The 16,490-nt window shown below is 68.7% G+C and carries 14 protein-coding genes; 11 read left to right on the forward strand and 3 right to left on the reverse strand.

Annotation, left to right across the window (positions count from 1 at the left end):
* The 7 genes from NN2_RS20505 to NN2_RS20535 all read left to right on the forward strand — a co-directional run.
* A partial coding sequence (locus NN2_RS20505) for an amidohydrolase family protein (RefSeq protein ID WP_063015535.1) occupies positions 1-1,045 on the forward strand: 1,045 nt, incomplete at its 5' end.
* A 70-nt stretch (positions 1,046-1,115) separates the two neighbouring features.
* A complete protein-coding gene (gene mbp1, locus NN2_RS20510) occupies positions 1,116-1,361 on the forward strand; it encodes a microaggregate-binding protein 1 (protein WP_030513798.1) in 246 nt (81 codons plus the stop codon).
* Positions 1,362-1,402: 41 nt separating this feature from the next.
* A complete protein-coding gene (locus NN2_RS20515) occupies positions 1,403-1,564 on the forward strand; it encodes a hypothetical protein (protein WP_156055505.1) in 162 nt (53 codons plus the stop codon).
* Between the two features lie 34 nt (positions 1,565-1,598).
* Positions 1,599-2,063, forward strand: coding sequence for a CinA family protein (locus tag NN2_RS20520; protein WP_063015536.1), 465 nt, complete (start codon positions 1,599-1,601; stop codon positions 2,061-2,063).
* A gap of 152 nt (positions 2,064-2,215) precedes the next feature.
* On the forward strand, positions 2,216-3,721 hold the full coding sequence (prpD, locus tag NN2_RS20525) for a 2-methylcitrate dehydratase PrpD (protein WP_063015537.1): 1,506 nt from the start codon (positions 2,216-2,218) through the stop codon (positions 3,719-3,721).
* A complete protein-coding gene (prpB, locus tag NN2_RS20530; protein WP_063015538.1) occupies positions 3,718-4,632 on the forward strand; it encodes a methylisocitrate lyase in 915 nt (304 codons plus the stop codon). Before prpD ends, prpB begins: the two co-directional genes overlap by 4 nt.
* Positions 4,632-5,756, forward strand: a complete 1,125-nt coding sequence (locus tag NN2_RS20535; RefSeq protein ID WP_063015539.1) for a bifunctional 2-methylcitrate synthase/citrate synthase — start codon at positions 4,632-4,634, stop codon at positions 5,754-5,756. The genes prpB and NN2_RS20535 overlap by 1 nt, the downstream gene beginning before the upstream one ends.
* A 16-nt stretch (positions 5,757-5,772) precedes the next feature.
* Here the strand turns inward: NN2_RS20535 and NN2_RS20540 are convergent, their stop codons facing one another.
* Positions 5,773-7,218 (reverse strand): lipase maturation factor family protein, encoded by a 1,446-nt coding sequence (locus NN2_RS20540; RefSeq protein WP_063015540.1) that lies wholly within the window; start codon positions 7,216-7,218, stop codon positions 5,773-5,775.
* 39 nt (positions 7,219-7,257) lie between these two features.
* Complete coding sequence (locus tag NN2_RS20545; protein WP_063015541.1) at positions 7,258-8,082, reverse strand: acyl-CoA thioesterase; 825 nt, start codon at positions 8,080-8,082, stop codon at positions 7,258-7,260.
* Positions 8,083-8,210: 128 nt separating this feature from the next.
* Between NN2_RS20545 and NN2_RS20550 the strand changes: the two genes are divergently transcribed.
* On the forward strand, positions 8,211-8,969 hold the full coding sequence (locus NN2_RS20550; protein ID WP_063015584.1) for a DUF72 domain-containing protein: 759 nt from the start codon (positions 8,211-8,213) through the stop codon (positions 8,967-8,969).
* Positions 8,970-8,981: 12 nt separating this feature from the next.
* Here NN2_RS20550 and NN2_RS20555 read toward each other — a convergent pair whose 3' ends face one another.
* Positions 8,982-12,413 carry a serine/threonine-protein kinase gene (locus NN2_RS20555; RefSeq protein WP_063015542.1) on the reverse strand — a complete coding sequence of 1,144 codons (3,432 nt, stop codon included), beginning with the start codon at positions 12,411-12,413 and terminating at the stop codon, positions 8,982-8,984.
* Positions 12,414-12,656: 243 nt separating this feature from the next.
* Here NN2_RS20555 and NN2_RS20560 point away from each other — a divergent pair, with 243 nt between their 5' ends.
* The 3 genes from NN2_RS20560 to NN2_RS20570 all read left to right on the forward strand — a co-directional run bounded on the left by NN2_RS20560 (position 12,657) and on the right by NN2_RS20570 (position 16,489).
* Positions 12,657-13,502 carry a crotonase/enoyl-CoA hydratase family protein gene (locus NN2_RS20560; RefSeq protein ID WP_063015585.1) on the forward strand — a complete coding sequence of 282 codons (846 nt, stop codon included), beginning with the start codon at positions 12,657-12,659 and terminating at the stop codon, positions 13,500-13,502.
* Between the two features lie 26 nt (positions 13,503-13,528).
* Positions 13,529-14,278 (forward strand): VOC family protein, encoded by a 750-nt coding sequence (locus NN2_RS20565; RefSeq protein WP_063015543.1) that lies wholly within the window; start codon positions 13,529-13,531, stop codon positions 14,276-14,278.
* A gap of 204 nt (positions 14,279-14,482) precedes the next feature.
* Entirely contained in the window at positions 14,483-16,489 is a 2,007-nt protein-coding gene (locus NN2_RS20570; protein ID WP_063015544.1) for an aconitate hydratase, read from the forward strand.
* Position 16,490: the final 1 nt, after the last annotated feature.

Below are 16,490 nucleotides of genomic sequence, written 5' to 3' on the forward strand. Positions count from 1 at the left end.
GGCGGTGTTGCCCGCCGCGCAGGCGGCACCGGTGCGCGACCAGCGGCCCGCGCCCTCCGGCACCTACCGCATCGATCTGCACGCGCATTTCCTGCCCCCGGACTACCGTGCCGCCCTGATCGAACACGGCCACCTCACCATCGGCGGTTACCCGACACCGGAGTGGTCGCCGGATCAGGCGCTGGCCTTCATGGACTACTACGGCATTCAGGCACAAGCACTTTCGGTGTCCGACCCGGGTGTGTCCTTCCTGAGCGGGAAGGAGGCCAACGATATGGCGCGCTACTGCAACACCTATGCCGCCGGCCTGTTCCGATCGAATCCGACGCGGTTCGGCGCCTTCGCGGTCCTGCCGATGCCCGATATCCCCGCCTCGATCGCGGAGGCGATCTACGCCCTCGACGAACTGTATCTCGACGGGGTGATCCTGCTGTCCGCCTACAACGGCGTGTACCTGGGGGATCCGCGATTCGAGCCGTTGATGGCCGCGCTGAACCAGCGCAACGCCTACGTTTTCGTCCACCCCGCGGCGATTCCCGACGGCGCCAAACCCACACTGCCGCTACCGGATTTCCTGGAAGAGTTCACCTTCGACACCACCCGCGCGGCGACCATGATGATGGTCACCGGTGTCACCCAGCGATATCCGAACATTCGCTTCCAGTTGGCCCACGCGGGCGGCACGGTGCCGTTCTTGTCGCACCGGATCAGCGTGGCCTCTCAGACCGTGCTGGGGCAGTTGTGGCCGCAGGACCTACCGAAACCCTCCGTGCTCGACATCCAGCGACAGATCTCGACCTTCTACGTCGACACCGCGCTGAGCGGCTCGGCCGCCGCGATGGCGAGTGCCACCGCGGTGATGGGCCGTGAGCACATCGTCTTCGGTTCGGATTGGCCGTTCAGCGCGTTGACTCTGCCACAGTCGGGCAGCCACGATCCGGCGCCCGGTCTCGGCGACATTTTCGACGCCGACCAGCGGATGGAGGTCGAGCACCACAACCCGCTGCGGCAGTTGCCCCGCCTGGCCCGAGCCGTGAGCGGGTAATCGTCCGATTGAGCGCCGCTGCGCTGGGTAGGTCGTTGCATGTCAGGAAATTGCGACGGAAGGGGACTCCGTGTCCGACCACAACAGTGGCCCGCGTGAAGGAATCAAGGGCGTCGTCGAGGATGTGAAGGGGAAGGCCAAGGAGGCGGCGGGCATCGTCACCGGCAACAACGACCTCGAGTCGGAGGGCCGGGCCCAGCAGGACAAGGCCGAATCGCAGCGCGAGGCGGCCGAGAAGGAAGCTCAGGCCGAGAAGGCCCGGGCCGAGGCCAACGTCGACGAGGCGCGTCAGCGGTCTCACCAGCAGGGCAGCTAGCTTCCCGACCGTTCACCCGTTCCGTGCCGGAGGAGGTTCCCGTGGTTTCACACGACGTCATCGCCCAGCTTCGCCAGGACATCACCACTGCGTCCGATGCCGGAGACGAGGCGGAAGTGCAACGGCTGCAACGCGAACTCGACACCGCGCTGCAGGCGTACCGCGAGAGCGGCGACGACGGCACGGAACGGGGAGCGGAATGAGGGAGGACACCGTGGCCGCCCGGGAGGCGGGGCGATGACCGAGGGTGCCGCCGAGCGGATCGCCGAGCTGGCCGCGGCGGCCGGTTCGACGATCGCGGTGGCGGAATCGCTCACCTCGGGCAAGATCGCCTCCGCCCTCGGCGCGGCACCGGATGCGGGACAGTGGTTCCGCGGCGGGGTCGTCGCCTACAGCCCGGAGGTCAAACGCACCGTCCTGGATATGCCCGATGTCCCCGTGGTGTCGCGGCCGACGGCCGAAGCGTTGGCGGCCAACGTGCGCAAGCTGCTCGGCGCGAGCTATTCGGTGGCGGTTACCGGTGTCGGTGGGCCCGAACCGAGTGACGGCGAACCGCCCGGCACGGTCTGGTTCGCCACCGCCTCCGAGACCGCCGTCACCGCCTGCCGGGCCGAATTCGACGGTGAGCCGGAAGAGGTGCTCGAGCAGACGGTGCGGTTCGCGCTGAGCTGTCTGCTGGACCGTTTGACCGCCGATCGGTGAACGGTTCGCGGACGAGCGCATTGTCCGCAATATTCGCAACTTCGCCGGATCGATAACGCATAACTAGGCAGTTGCAACGTATTTCGACGGGTACCCGTCCTGAGTAGCGTCCGAATCATGCGATTCACCGACGTTCTCGGGAGGTCCCGACTGTGAAGAATCACCTCGTTCGCACGCACCGCTCCGCCGAGGTGTTCCCGCGGGCCGAACACCTGGCGTGGCGCATCGCCGAGGTCGCCACGGATCCGGTCGCGGTGGCGCCGGAGACCGAAGAGATGATCGTCAACCGGATCATCGACAACGCCGCCGTCGCCGCCGCATCGATCACCCGGCGTGCGGTGGCCGACGCTCGCGCGCAGGCACTGGCGCACCCGTATCGGCCCGGTGCCCCGGTATTCGGCGTTCCCGGCACGTATTCCCCGGAGTGGGCCGCGTGGGCCAACGGCGTCGCGGTGCGCGAACTCGACTTCCACGACACCTTTCTCGCCGCCGAATATTCTCATCCGGGCGACAACATTCCGCCGATTCTGGCCGCCGCCCACCATGCCGGACGCAGCGGCCGTGATCTGATCCGCGGCCTGGCCACCGGCTACGAGATCCAGATCGATCTGGCGCGGGCTATGTGCCTGCACGAACACAAGATCGACCACGTCGCGCATCTGGGCCCTTCGGCCGCCGCCGGAATCGGTACGGCGCTCGGCCTCGATACCGAGACGATCTATCAGGCCATCGGTCAGGCGCTGCACACCACCACCGCGACCCGGCAGTCCCGCAAGGGTGAGATCTCCAGCTGGAAGGCCTACGCGCCGGCCTTCGCGGGCAAGATGGCGATCGAAGCCGTCGACCGGGCGATGCGCGGCGAGGGTGCGCCCGCGCCCATCTGGGAGGGCGAGGACGGGGTGATCGCCCGGTTGCTGGCCGGGCCCGACGCCGAGTATTCGGTACCGCTGCCGGGTCCGGGCGAGCCCAAACGAGCGATCCTCGACTCCTACACCAAGGAGCATTCGGCCGAATATCAGAGCCAGGCGCCGATCGATCTGGCCCGGCGGATGCGCGACCGCATCGGGGACCTCGGCCGGGTGGCCTCGATCGTGCTGCACACCAGCCACCACACCCACGTGGTGATCGGCACCGGTTCCCACGATCCGCAGAAATTCGATCCCGAGGCGTCGCGGGAGACCCTCGACCACTCGGTCATGTACATCTTCGCGGTCGCCCTCCAGGACGGGACCTGGCATCACGAGCGTTCCTACACGCCCGACCGTGCCCGCCGGCCCGACACGATCGAGCTGTGGCGCAAGATCTCCACCGCCGAGGACCCGGAATGGACCCGCCGCTACCACTCCACCGATCCCGCCGAGAAGGCCTTCGGCGCCCGCGCCGAGGTTACGCTGACCAGCGGTGAGTTGATCGTCGACGAACTCGCGGTCGCCGACGCCCACCCGCTCGGCGCGCGGCCGTTCGCCCGCGAGCAGTACATCGCCAAATTCCGCACGCTCGCCGAGGGCATCGTCGACGCGGCCGAACAGGATCGATTCCTCGACGTCGCGCAGCGGGCGGGCTCGCTGTCGGCGGACGAACTGCCGCAACTGACGTTCACGGTGTCCGACGAGGTGCTCGCCCGCGCCCCGAAACTGTCGAAGGGATTGTTCCGATGACCGGACTGCTCGCCGCCGCCACCTCCGCCGCCGACAAACGCGTCGCCTTCCGCGCCGGACTCGCGTCGGGGTCGATCCAGCGATTCCCCGGCGCCTTCAATCCCTTGGTGGCCAAGCTGATTCAGGACATCGGGTTCGAAGGTGTCTATGTCTCGGGGGCGGTGGTGTCGGCGGAACTGGGGCTGCCCGATATCGGGCTGACCACACTGACCGAGGTCGCGAGCCGCGGCGCTCAGGTGGCCCGGGTGACCGATCTGCCGGTGCTCGTCGACGCCGATACCGGCTTCGGGGAACCGATGAACGCCGCCCGCACGGTGGCGCTGCTCGAGGAGGCCGGCCTCGCGGGCTGTCACCTGGAAGACCAGGTGAATCCCAAGCGTTGTGGCCACCTCGACGGCAAGGCGGTAGTGCCCACCGACGAGATGGTGCGCCGCGTGCGTGCGGCGGTCTCGGCGCGGCGTGATCCGAATTTCGTCATCTGCGCGCGTACCGACGCCGCCGGGATCGAGGGCGTCGACGCGGCGATCGAACGGGCCCGCGCCTACGCCGACGCCGGGGCCGACCTGATTTTCACCGAGGCATTGAGCGGCGCGGCCGATTTCGAGAAATTCCGGGCCGCGGTCTCGATTCCGCTGCTGGCCAATATGACCGAGTTCGGAAAATCCGAACTGTTGCCGGCGCGGACCCTGGAATCGATCGGCTACAACGCGGTGATCTATCCGGTGTCCACTTTGCGCCTGGCGATGTGGGCGGCCGAGACCGGATTGCGCGAAATCCACGAGACCGGCACCCAGGCGGGACTGCTGGATCGGATGCAACATCGCAGCCGCCTCTACGAACTGCTGCGATACGAGCGCTACAACGAATTCGATTCCGACATATTCACTTTCACTCTCGGAAGGAACCAGTGATGACGAAGTCCGCGACTCCGGCGATCAACAAGGGCCTGGCGGGCGTCGTCGTCGACACCACCGCGATTTCCAAGGTGGTGCCGGAAACGAATTCGCTGACCTACCGCGGATATGCCGTCCAGGATCTGGCGGCGCACTGCACTTTCGAACAGGTCGCCTATCTGCTGTGGTACGGCGAACTGCCGAACGACGCTCAGCTGGAACGGTTCTGCCAGCAGGAACGCGCGGCGCGACGGGCCGATCGGTCGCTGCTGTCGCTGGTGACGAAACTGCCCGACACCTGCCATCCGATGGATGTGGTGCGCACCGCGATCAGCTACCTCGGCGCCGAGGATCCGCTCGAGGACGACAATTCGCCGAAAGCCAACCGCGCCAAAGCGTTACGCATGCTGGCGGTGCTGCCGACCATCGTGGCCGCCGACCATCGCCGTCGGCACGGACTCGATCCGATCACGCCGCATTCGCATCTGGGATACGCGCAGAATTTCCTGAACATGTGTTTCGGGACCGTGCCGGCGCCGGAGCTGGTGAAAGCGTTCGAAGTCTCGCTGATTCTCTACGCGGAGCACAGTTTCAACGCCTCGACGTTCGCCGCGCGCGTGGTGACCTCGACGCAGTCGGATATCTACAGCGCGGTCACCGCCGCCATCGGCGCGTTGAAGGGGCCGCTGCACGGCGGGGCGAACGAGGCCGTCATGCGCGATATGCTCGAGATCGGCGAGCCCGAGCGAGCCGAAGCATGGTTGCGGAAGAAGCTGGCGGACAAGGACAAGGTGATGGGATTCGGCCACCGGGTCTACAAGCACGGCGATTCCCGGGTGCCGACGATGAAGCGGGCATTGCTCGATATCGCCGCTGCCACCGACGGTGGCCGGTGGGTGCGCATATACGAGATACTCGAACGCACGATGGCCGAGGCCACCGGGATCGCGCCGAATCTCGACTTTCCCACCGGCCCGGCGTATTACCTGCTCGGATTCGACATCGAGACCTTCACGCCGATCTTCGTGATGAGCCGGATCACCGGCTGGGCCGCGCACATCATCGAACAGGGCGCCTCGAATGCGTTGATCCGCCCACTCGGCGAATACGTCGGGGTTGGGCAGCGCTCCGTTCTGACCTGATCGGCGTCCGGACGACTCAACCGTGCCGGATCCGCGGGGAGGCGAGGGCGGTGGGCGGCACGTAGTCGCCGACCGCGTCGCGGTGCCACCACACATGGTCGCGGCGCAGCTCTTCCCGGGTGCTGAATCGGTAGAGGTACTGGCGCACTCGCACATGGGCCGGCGGGAGGTCCGGGAAAGGGTTGTGCCGCAACAGGTGCAGGGTGGCCGGGTCGTTGATCAGCAGCCGCCGCAGGAACGGGCCCAGCCAGGAGCGGGCGTAGATCGGGGAGATGGCGGCGAACCACATCAGCCAGTCCAGGCGCAGATGGTAGGGCGCCCATTGGCGGGGCAGCCGATGCGGATCGCCGGGCTTACCCTTGAAATCGTATTCCTCCCAACGGGTTTGCTCGGTGATGTGCCGGTCGTGGGTGCCCTCGACCACCAGTTCCCATCGCCGGCGCTCGATCCGCCCGAACGCGCCGTAGGTGTTGATCAGGTGGTACCGATTGAAGCTGGCGTTCATTCGCTGGTGCCCGGACAACAGATTGCGTATCGGCCAATAGCTGAGAACGGCCACCGCGGCCGTGAAGGCGCAGACCACCGCGACGAACCATATCGGCGGATCCGCGAAGGCGGGCTGAGCGGGTAGCGGCAGAACGGTCGCGGCCGAGCGGGCGTCGATCGCGGTACAGGCCAGCAGGATCGTCAACCAGTTGAGCCAGGCGAAATTGCCCGAGGCGACCAGCCACAGCTGGGTGATCACGACGACGGCCGCGGCGACACTCGCGATCGGCTGCGGGGTGAACAGCGCGAACGGCACGACCAGCTGGGCGATGTGGTTCGCGGCCACCTCCACGCGGTGCAGCGGTTTGGGCAGGTGGTGGAACAGCCAGCTCAGCGGGCCGGGCATGGGCTGGGTTTCGTGGTGGTAGTACAGGCAGGTCAGATCGCGCCAGCAGGGGTCGCCGCGCAGTTTGATCAACCCCGCGCCGAACTCCACCCGGAACAGCAGCCAGCGCGCCAGCCACAGCACGAGAATGGGTGGCGCGGTGTGACCGTTGCCGAGAAAGACCGCCAGAAATCCCGTCTCCAGCAGCAGCGATTCCCAGCCGAACGAATACCAGGCCTGGCCCACGTTGACGATCGACAGATACAGGACCCACGCCGCCAGCCACAGCAGCATCGCCGCCCACAGCGGCACCTGATCGCCCGCCCCCGCCGCCAGTGCCACCGCCAGCGCCGCACCGGCCCAGGAGACACCGGCGAAGAACCGGTCCGAATAGTGCAGATGGAAGATGCTCGGCGAGCCCCGGAACGACGACCGGGCCAGGAAGGCGGGCACCGGCAGCATGCCCCCGGCGCCGATGAGCGCCCGGAACTGCCGCGCGGCGCCCACGAACGCGATCACATAGACGACCGCGAGGCCGCGTTGGAACACCTCGCGCGCGAACCAGTACTCGGGCGCCGTGAACCACTGCATGCTCAGGGCATACCCGCTGCGGCCCGTCGCGATGCCGGTTCAGTCCTTGAAGTAGACCAGCTGATGCGTGGTGGCCAGCGGCCTGCCGCCGGCGCCCCACAGTTGTGCGGACTGATCGAAATAGCCGCCGCCGAAATGCTGTCCCCGCGCGGTGGCGAGCACCGGACGGTCGCCGTGGGCGGCGAGAGCGGCCGCATCGGCGTGGAAGTAGACGGTGAGCGAGACGGTACTGGCGGCGACCATCCGGCCCTGCCGCACCATCACCCGCGGGATGAAGACGTCGGCCAGGGCCGTCACCGCTGGAAAGTCCACCGGGCGAGCCGGGAGGTCTCGCACCCAGAGCGTGGTCGTGGAGGTCGGTTGTTCCCGCGGATCCGACGCGATCGGCCCGCCGCCTTCGACGAATCGCATCTCGTAGTTGCGCATCCACACCGGGAACTCCGGCGGTTGCGCCACGGCCACCGATTCGGCGGGCGGCGCGGCGGGCGGTTCGATCTCGGTATCGGACCAGGTGGGCCGCCGGGCACCGCAGACGACGGTCGCGGTGGTGGTCACCGCGTCGTCCTGGGTCAGCGTCAGCAGCCAGTGCTGGGTGCTGCGGTTGGTCCGGACCGGCGTGCTCTCGATCGTGAACGGGCCGTCGGCGATGGCGCCCGCGTAATTGACGGTGATCGACACCGGTTCGGCCGCGCACCGCGGATCGTCGAGGACCGCGCGCAAGGCGGTGGCCGCGGTGACTCCGCCGAAGGGGCCGACCATATTCGAGTACTCCGCCGTAGTGCGGCCCAGATAGCGGCCCGCACCGGCGGGCGCGGGCGCGGTGGCGAGATCGAACGGGTGGGTGCCGATATCGGTCGGATTCACGAGCGGGTACTCCTTGTCTCATGCGTGCGGCCTCGGCGGCCTCGGCCCACCGACTATAACGATCGTCATAGGCGCGGTGCCCGTCCGGGTCCGAGCGGAGCCGGGACGAGTCTGGTTCGATGGACGATGTGACCCTGTTCGTCGGGACTTCCGGCTGGCAGTACCGCGACTGGCGCGGAGTGCTCTACCCGCCGGGCGTGCCGCAGCGGCTGTGGCTGGAACGGTATGCGGCCGCCTTCGCGACCGTCGAGAGCAACAACGCCTTCTACCGGTTGCCCAGTCGTGAGGTCTTCGCGGCCTGGCGGGAACGCACACCTGAGGATTTCGTCGTGGCCGTGAAGGCCAGCCGCTTCCTCACCCACGTCAAACGCCTCCGCGAGCCGGCCGAGCCGGTGCAGCGGCTCCTCGATCACGCCGCGGGACTGGGCGACCGGCTGGGGCCGATCCTGGTGCAACTGCCGCCGACCCTGCGGGCGGACGCGGGCCTGCTCGACGACTGTCTGCGACAGTTCCCCGCGACCGTGCGCGTGGCCGTCGAACCGCGCCACGAGTCGTGGTGGACACCGCGCATCCGCACCGTACTGGAGGAACGCGGCGCGGCACTGTGCTGGGCGGATGCGCGCTCGCGCCCGGTGACGCCGCTGTGGCGCACCACCGACTGGTCGTATCTGCGTCTGCACTCCGGATTGGCGCGGCCGCAACCCCGGTACGGCCGGCGCGCCCTGACCGCATGGGCGCATCGGCTGGCGGACACCTTCGGTCCCGCCGACGGTTACGTGTACTTCAACAACGATCCGGGCGGCGCGGCCGTCCACGACGCCGTGGTGTTCGCCGGGCTGGCGCGGGCTGCGGGACTGACCGTGACTCGCACCGACGTGCCTTCCTGACCGGTCACCGATTCACCCGAGGTGGTCGAGGACGGCCCGCGGGAGCGCTATCGCGTTCTGTCCCAGGGTATTTCGCGCCGTGTCGGCGGAGAGTCGCCGGACGACGGCGAGCAGTGCCGGGCCCTCGTCGAGCAGCGGGCGCACCAGCCCCACTTCGACGCAGCGGCGCAGGGCCGGCGCGAGGACCGCCTCCGCCTCCTCCGACCGGCCCACCGTCTCGAGACAATTCGCGGACAACAGTGTGGCGCACAGGGCGGCGCGCGGGCGCGCGGCGGCGTCGATCGACTGTCGCAGGGCATCGGCGCGGTGCGGCGCCCGTTCGGGATCGACCCGCAGCAGCCACCGGACGGCCGCTTCCTCGGTGAGTTCACGAATCGTCGTGGCCACGCCGTCCTCCGCTGCGCGGGCGCCGGCCGGCTCGCCGGGCACGATTTCACCGATCCCCAGCCGAATCCGCTCGAGTTCGATCCGTGCCGACAGTCGCGGGAGGGCGTGTGCGGTGGCGACCTCGGCGCCGGAGGCGAGCAGTCGCTGCGCGGCCGCGCGATCCCCGCGCAGCGCCTCGATCCGCGCACCGGTGCCGTAGACCCCGGTCAGGAAATCGACTGTGCCGCCCTCGAATCCGAATTCCACCGCGACGTCGAGCAGCTGGTGCGCCTCCGCGATCTCGCCGCGGTCGTAGAGGAAATCGCCGAGTGCGGCCGAGGCCAGGCGGGCGGTGAAGGAACTCTCCCCGGTCGTGGTGCGCGCCAGATGCAGCGCCGTGCGGAAATGCTCCTCGGCCGCCTCCTCGGCGAGTTGCTCACGCGCCGCCATCCCCGCGAAGCAGTGGCTGTACATGATGCTCAGCGCTCCGGTGATGTCGCGGAAATAGATCCGGCCCCACCGGTGCCATTCGTGGACACGGTCGAAGTCGAATCGGTGCAGCGCGGCGAAGGCGCCCAGGTTGGCCGCCGCCGCCAATACGAACGGCGGCAGCGAATCGGCGCGGGCGCGACTCTGCTCGACGGTGTCCTCGAGGCCGTCGAGGTGATCGGCGAGCGCCGCCTCCACTCCGCACAGAATCGACGCCTCGACCGCCAGATCGGATTTCCGATGTCCCGGAGGCTGTTTCGCCGAATCGGCGGCCAGCGCCAACTGCAGTGCGGTGTGCATGCGGCTCGGCCGGCGCAACAACACCGCCGCCCAGGCCAGCGCGATCTGCAGGGTCGGGTCGGCCGCCGCGTCGGTGACGGGCAGTTTCGCCGCCAGTGCCGCCAGGGTGGCCAGATGCGAATGCTGCACGAGTTCGCGAGCGTGGGCGGAGACCAGCGCCACCGCCCGCTCGGGTTCCCCGGCTGCCATCGCATGGTCGATCGCCTCGCTGAGCATGTCGTTGGCGGCGAACCATTCGGCGGCGCGACGGTGCAGCCGCGGCACGCGTTCGGGATGGTCGCGCTCCAGCCGCTGCCGCAGGAAATCGGAGAACAACGTGTGATAGCGGAACCATTCGCCGTCGTCGTCGAGGCGGCGCAGGAATAGGTCCCGCCGCTCGATGTCCTCGAGCAGCGCCCGTCCCTGCGGCCGTCCGGTCAGCGCCGCGGCGAGCGGTCCGCAGATCTTCTCGGTGACAGCGGTTTCCAGCAGTGCGGTCAGCAATCCGGGCTCGAGTGCGTCGAGCACGTTGTCGGTCAGATATTCGCTGATCGCCTGGTGCCGTCCGGACATGGTGGCGATCGCGGAACCGGGGTCCGCGCGGCCGCGCAGCGAGATCGACGCCAGTTGCAGCCCGGCGACCCAGCCGTCGGTGCCGGTCCGCAGCCGGTCGATATCGGCGTCGTCCAGTGCGAGCCCGCCCACCCGGGTCAGGAAGTCCGCCGTCTCGGAGTCGTCGAAACGCAGGGCGGCGGAGTCGATTTCGATCAGCTCGTCGCGCACCCGGATGGCCGAGAGCGGTAGTCCGATCATCTCGCGGCTGGTGATCAGCAGTTGCAGATGGTGGCAGGCGTTGTCGAGCAGGAAACGCAGCGCGGCGGTGGTATCGGCATCGGTGACGCGATGCCAGTCCTCGATGATCATCACGAGCCGCTCGCCGTCGGCGTGGATGCGGTTGATCAGCGTGGTCAGCACGTAGCGCATCACATCGTTGCCGTGTTCCTCGACCACGCGCAGCAGTTCGGTGGTCAGGGCGGGTCGCGCCCGGCCGACGGCTTCGATCAGATGCAGCAGGAACCAGACCGCGTTGTTGTCGTCGTCGTCGATGTTGAGCCAGCATGCGGCGACCCCGCGATTCACCATCCGCTGCGCCCACTGCGCGGCGAGCGTGCTCTTGCCGAAACCGGCAGGCGCGTGCACGACGATCAGGCGCGGCCAGCGCTCGGGATCCATCGAGTCCAGCAGACGGGGACGGCGCACCAGCGGGCGCGGGGAGAGCGCGGGATGGAATTTGGTTTCGGCGGTCGGTGGTGTCGTCACCAGGTCGGCCGGGGGAAGCAGGCCGAGTCGGGTCGGTTCTCCGACGCGATCGGCGGGCGCGGGTTCGGCCGCCGGAATCTCCGGTGTCGGGATCGCCATCTCGTCCACGCGCAGTCCGCGGTGGCGTTGCAGCTGCTGGGCTCGCTCACCGAATTCCATCGCGGAGACCGGGCGCCCGCCCGGGTCGGCGGCCATACTCTCCTCGATGAGTTCGCAGATGTCGTCGGGGATGCCGCCGGGGCGCAGGTCGGGAATCGGTTCCTCGGTGATGCGCAGGAACTGGGCGACCAGTCGTTCACCGGAGCGGCGCTGGTAGGCGGCGTGGCCGGTGAGCATGCAGAACAGCGTGGCGCCCAGACTGTAGATGTCGGAGGCGACCGACGGGGTGCCGTCGCGCAGGACCTCGGGAGCGGTGAACGCCGGTGACGCCGTGACCACTCCGGTGGTGGTGCGGAAGCCGCCCTCCACCCGGGCGATGCCGAAATCGGTCAGCTGTGGTTCGCCGTAGTCGGTGAGAAGAACGTTGCCCGGCTTGATGTCTCGATGCAGGATCCCCGCCCGGTGCACGGTCTCCAGCGCACCGGACAGCTTCACCGAAATGCGCAGCGCGGTCGTGATATCCAGCGGCCCGCCGTGCTGGATCCGCTGTTCCAGCGAGCCCCTCGGGTGATACGGCATCACCAGATAGGGCCGTCCGTCGCCGGTCGTGCCGACCTGCAGGATCGCGACGATATTGGGATGTTCCGGCAGCCCGCCCATGGCCCGCTGCTCGCGGAGGAATCGTTCGACACTCTCGTCGCCGAAATCGGCTGCGGCGCTGAGCACCTTCACCGCGACGATGCGGCCCAGTGCGAGTTCGCGGCAGCGATACACCACGCCGAATCCGCCCCGTCCGATGATGTGGGCATCGGCGAACCCGGCCGCTCGCAGACCGTCGTCGATCACCAGGGAGCGGTCGCGCTGGGTCGCCATGGAATCCTTGTCGGCCATCGGAACCGTTTCCGTCTGTACTGCTTGTCGCGGAGCCCGTCGCGCTGGCATGTCAAGTATAGGCTCGGCCTGCGCGGATGCCGGTGGCCGAGACCGCTCGCCCGCCCGTTCGGCAGGCGCCGTTCGGGCCGTGCGGCGCGCGCGTCGAAGGAGCAGGCGGCGCAACGGGATTCGCGCGCGGTGCCGGGCGGGGCCCGGTGACGGGGATGGTCACCGCCCGGGGCTGCTGGCATGCTGTCCGATATGGCCGACATCCGCTGGGAAATCTCCGACTCCATCGCCACGATCACGCTCGATCGCCCGCAACAGCTCAACGCCTTCACCACCGCGATGGGCGAGGAACTGATCGCCGCCTTCGACGACTTCGACCGCGACGACCGGGTGCGCGCGATCATCGTGACCGGGGCGGGACGCGCGTTCTGCGCGGGTGCGGATCTGTCGGCCGGAGCCGAAACCTTCGCCGCCGAGGCGACCGACACCTTCCGTGACGGCGGTGGTGAGGTGGCGCTGCGGATGTTCGAATCGCAGAAGCCGATCATCGCCGCGGTCAACGGACCCGCCGTCGGCGTGGGCATCACGATGACCCTGGCCGCGGACTTCCGGCTCGCCGCCGACACCGCGCGGATCGGATTCGTCTTCAATCGGCGCGGCATCGTGCCGGAATCCTGTTCGAGCTGGTTCCTGCCCCGCCTGGTGCCCATGCAGACCGCGTTGGACTGGGTGTACTCCGGCCGGCTGGTCGAGGCCGACGAGGCCTTGGACGCGGGTCTGTTCTACGCCTTGCATCCGGTTGCCGATCTGCTGGACCAGGCCCGGGCACTGGCGCGACGGCTCACCGAGCATTCGGCGCCGGTGTCGGTGGCGCTGTCGCGGCAGATGCTGTGGCGCGGCCTCGGCGCCGAACATCCGATGATCTCGCATCGCGTCGAATCGCGCGGTATCAACCAGCGCGGTGCCAGTGCCGATGCCCGCGAGGGCGTCTCGGCGTTCCTCGAGAAGCGGCCCGCGCAGTTCCCCGACAGCGTCGAGCGTGATCTGCCCGATGTGTTCGCCGGTGAGCTCGCGACCCCGCCCTTCCGGCCCGCCTGATCCGTCCGACGAGCCTGGAGGAGTGCATGATTCGCTGGAGCTGGATGTACATCGACCGGCCCGCCGCACGTTTCGACGAGGCGTTCGCCTTCTGGTCGGCGGTCACCGGCACCCGGTTGTCGGCTCGCCAGGGTGAACACGCCGAGTTCGCGACCCTCGACCCGGCGACCGGCGACGCCTACCAGGCGGCGCAGGCGGTCGGCGGGGACGGGGGCGCCCATCTCGACATCGATGTCGTCGATCTCGACCGGGCCCGCCGCGCGGCGCGCGATCTCGGCGCGACCCTGGTCGCCGATCACGACACCTGGTCGCTCGTGCGTTCACCGCACGGCCTGCCGTTCTGCCTGACCACCGGTGACGGGCGGCATATCCCGGCGCCGGTGGCCGGGCCGGACGGCACCCTCAGCCGCGTCGATCAGCTCTGTTTCGACATTCCGCCGTCGGGCTACGACGGCGAGGCCGCCTTCTGGTCCGCGCTCACCGGCTGGCCCGTGCGGCGCACCGGCCGGTCCGAGTTCGCCCGGCTGCTCGTGCCGGCGCGATTGCCGATCCGAATCCTGCTGCAGCGCTTGGACGCCGACCGGGAGCCGGGCGCCCATATCGATATCGCCTGCGCCGATGCCGAGGCGGTGGCGGCCTGGCACGAATCCCTCGGCGCCCGGCGTGTGCGGCGCGGTGCGCAGTGGCTGGTGATGAACGACCCGGTGGGCGGGGTGTACTGCCTCACCGAACGAGACCCGTTGACCGGCAAGGTGTTCCGGCGCGGGCGCGGCTGAACGGATTGCTGCAGGACGTTCCCGCGCAGCGCTCGCCGACGTCGGGGCATCGCGGTCACCGCGCTCCGCGGGCGCGCCGGGTTTAGGGGCGGGCGGCGAAACGGCGGCGAGCCGGCGGGGATCGGCGCATCCTGGAAGGGACATCGCACCAACGACCGCGCCCGAATCCGGCGATCCCGCCAGGACCGGCGCAGAGGAGGGCAGATGACCGATCAGGAGATCCGCGGGGACGGCCCCCGCAACGTCGCGCAGAAATTGATCGGCTCCCACCTGGTGTCGGGGCGAATGCATCCGGGGGAGGAGATCGCGCTGCGTATCGACCAGACCCTCACCCAGGACGCCACCGGCACCCTGGTGATGCAGGAACTCGAGGCACTCGGCCTCGACCGGGTGCGCACCGAGCTCAGCGCCCAGTACGTCGACCACAATCTGTTGCAGACCGACGACAAGAACGCCCAGGATCACGAATTTCTGCTGTCGGCCTGCCGTCGCTACGGGCTGTGGTTCTCGAAGCCGGGCAACGGGGTTTCGCATCCCACCCATATGCAGCGTTTCGGCAGACCCGGCGCGACGATGGTCGGCTCGGATTCCCATACGCCGGCCGGCGGATCGCTGGGCATGCTCGCGATCGGCGTCGGCGGTCTCGAGGTCGCGCTCGCGATGGCCGGTGAGCCGCTCTACATCACCATGCCGCAGATCTGGGGCGTCGAGCTGACCGGTGAGCTGCCGCCCTGGTGTTCGGCCAAGGACGTGATCCTGGAAATGTTGCGCCGCCACGGTGTCAAGGGCGGGCTGAACCGGATCGTGGAATATCACGGCCCCGGTCTGGAGACCCTCACGGCGATGGACCGGCACGTGATCGCGAATATGGGCGCCGAACTCGGCGCCACCACCACGGTCTTCCCCGCCGACGACGCGGTGCGCGACTTCCTGCGCGCCGAGGATCGCGCCGGCGACTTCACCGAACTGCGGGCCGACGAGGGCGCGACCTACGACGTCGACGAGCACATCGACCTGTCCACGATCGAGCCGCTGATCGCCAGGCCGTCCTCCCCCGGGGATGTGGTGCCGGTGCGCGAGGTCGCCGGCGAGCCGGTGGCGCAGGTGGTGATCGGATCCTCGGCCAACCCCGGGCTGCGTGATTTCGCGATGGCCGCCGCCATCGTCTCCGGCCGCCAGACCCACAGCGACGTCAGCTTCGACGTCAACCCGTCCTCGCGCGAGATCTTCGAGGACCTGACCAAGATGGGCGCCACCTTCGAACTGATCCGCGCCGGTGCGCGCATCCATCAGTCCGGATGTATGGGGTGCATCGGTATGGGGCAGGCGCCGGCCGTGGGCCGCAATTCGTTGCGCACCATGCCGCGCAACTTCCCGGGGCGCTCGGGCACCGACGAGGACGCGGTGTGGTTGTGCTCCCCGGAGACCGCCGCCGCATCGGCGCTGACCGGGACGATCACCGATCCGCGCGATCTGGCCGACGAGCTGGGCCTCGACTATCCGGTGCTGAATCTGCCCGCACAGGCATCGGTCAACACCGCGATGCTCGTGCCGCCGCTGCCGGTGGCGCAGGCGCGCACGGTGGAATTGGTGAAGGGCCCCAACATCTCCGCGCTGCCGGACTTCGATCCGCTGCCCGACGTGATCGAGGCGCCGGTCCTGCTGGTGGTCGGCGACAACATCTCCACCGACGACCTCTCCCCGGCCGGAGCGCGGGCGCTGCCGTTCCGCTCGAATATTCCGAAACTCGCCGAATTCGCTTTCACCCGCATCGATCCGGACTATCCGCGGCATGCGGCCGATATCTCCGCCACCACCGGGCATGTCATCGTGGGCGGAGACAACTACGGACAGGGCTCGTCCCGGGAACACGCCGCGATCGCGCCGAGGTATCTCGGGTTGCGGGCGGTGATCGCGAAATCGTATGCGCGCATCCACTGGCAGAATCTGGCCAATTTCGGCATCGTCGCGCTCGAATTCGCCGATCCCGCCGATTACAGCCGCATCGGAGTGGGCGACGTGCTGCGCATCGAGGGGCTGCGTTCGGCACTCACCGCCGGTTCCGCGATCACCGCCCACGATGTCACCGCGAATGTGGATATCCCGCTGCGGCACCGGCTTTCGGACCGGCAGGTGGAAACGGTCCTGGCCGGCGGCATCATTCCGCGGCTGGCGGCCGCACAGGCGGCGCGGGAGATGTCGACCCCATGAG

This window comes from Nocardia nova NBRC 15556 (genome assembly GCF_001613005.1).
Classification (GTDB): Bacteria; Actinomycetota; Actinomycetes; order Mycobacteriales; family Mycobacteriaceae; genus Nocardia; species Nocardia nova.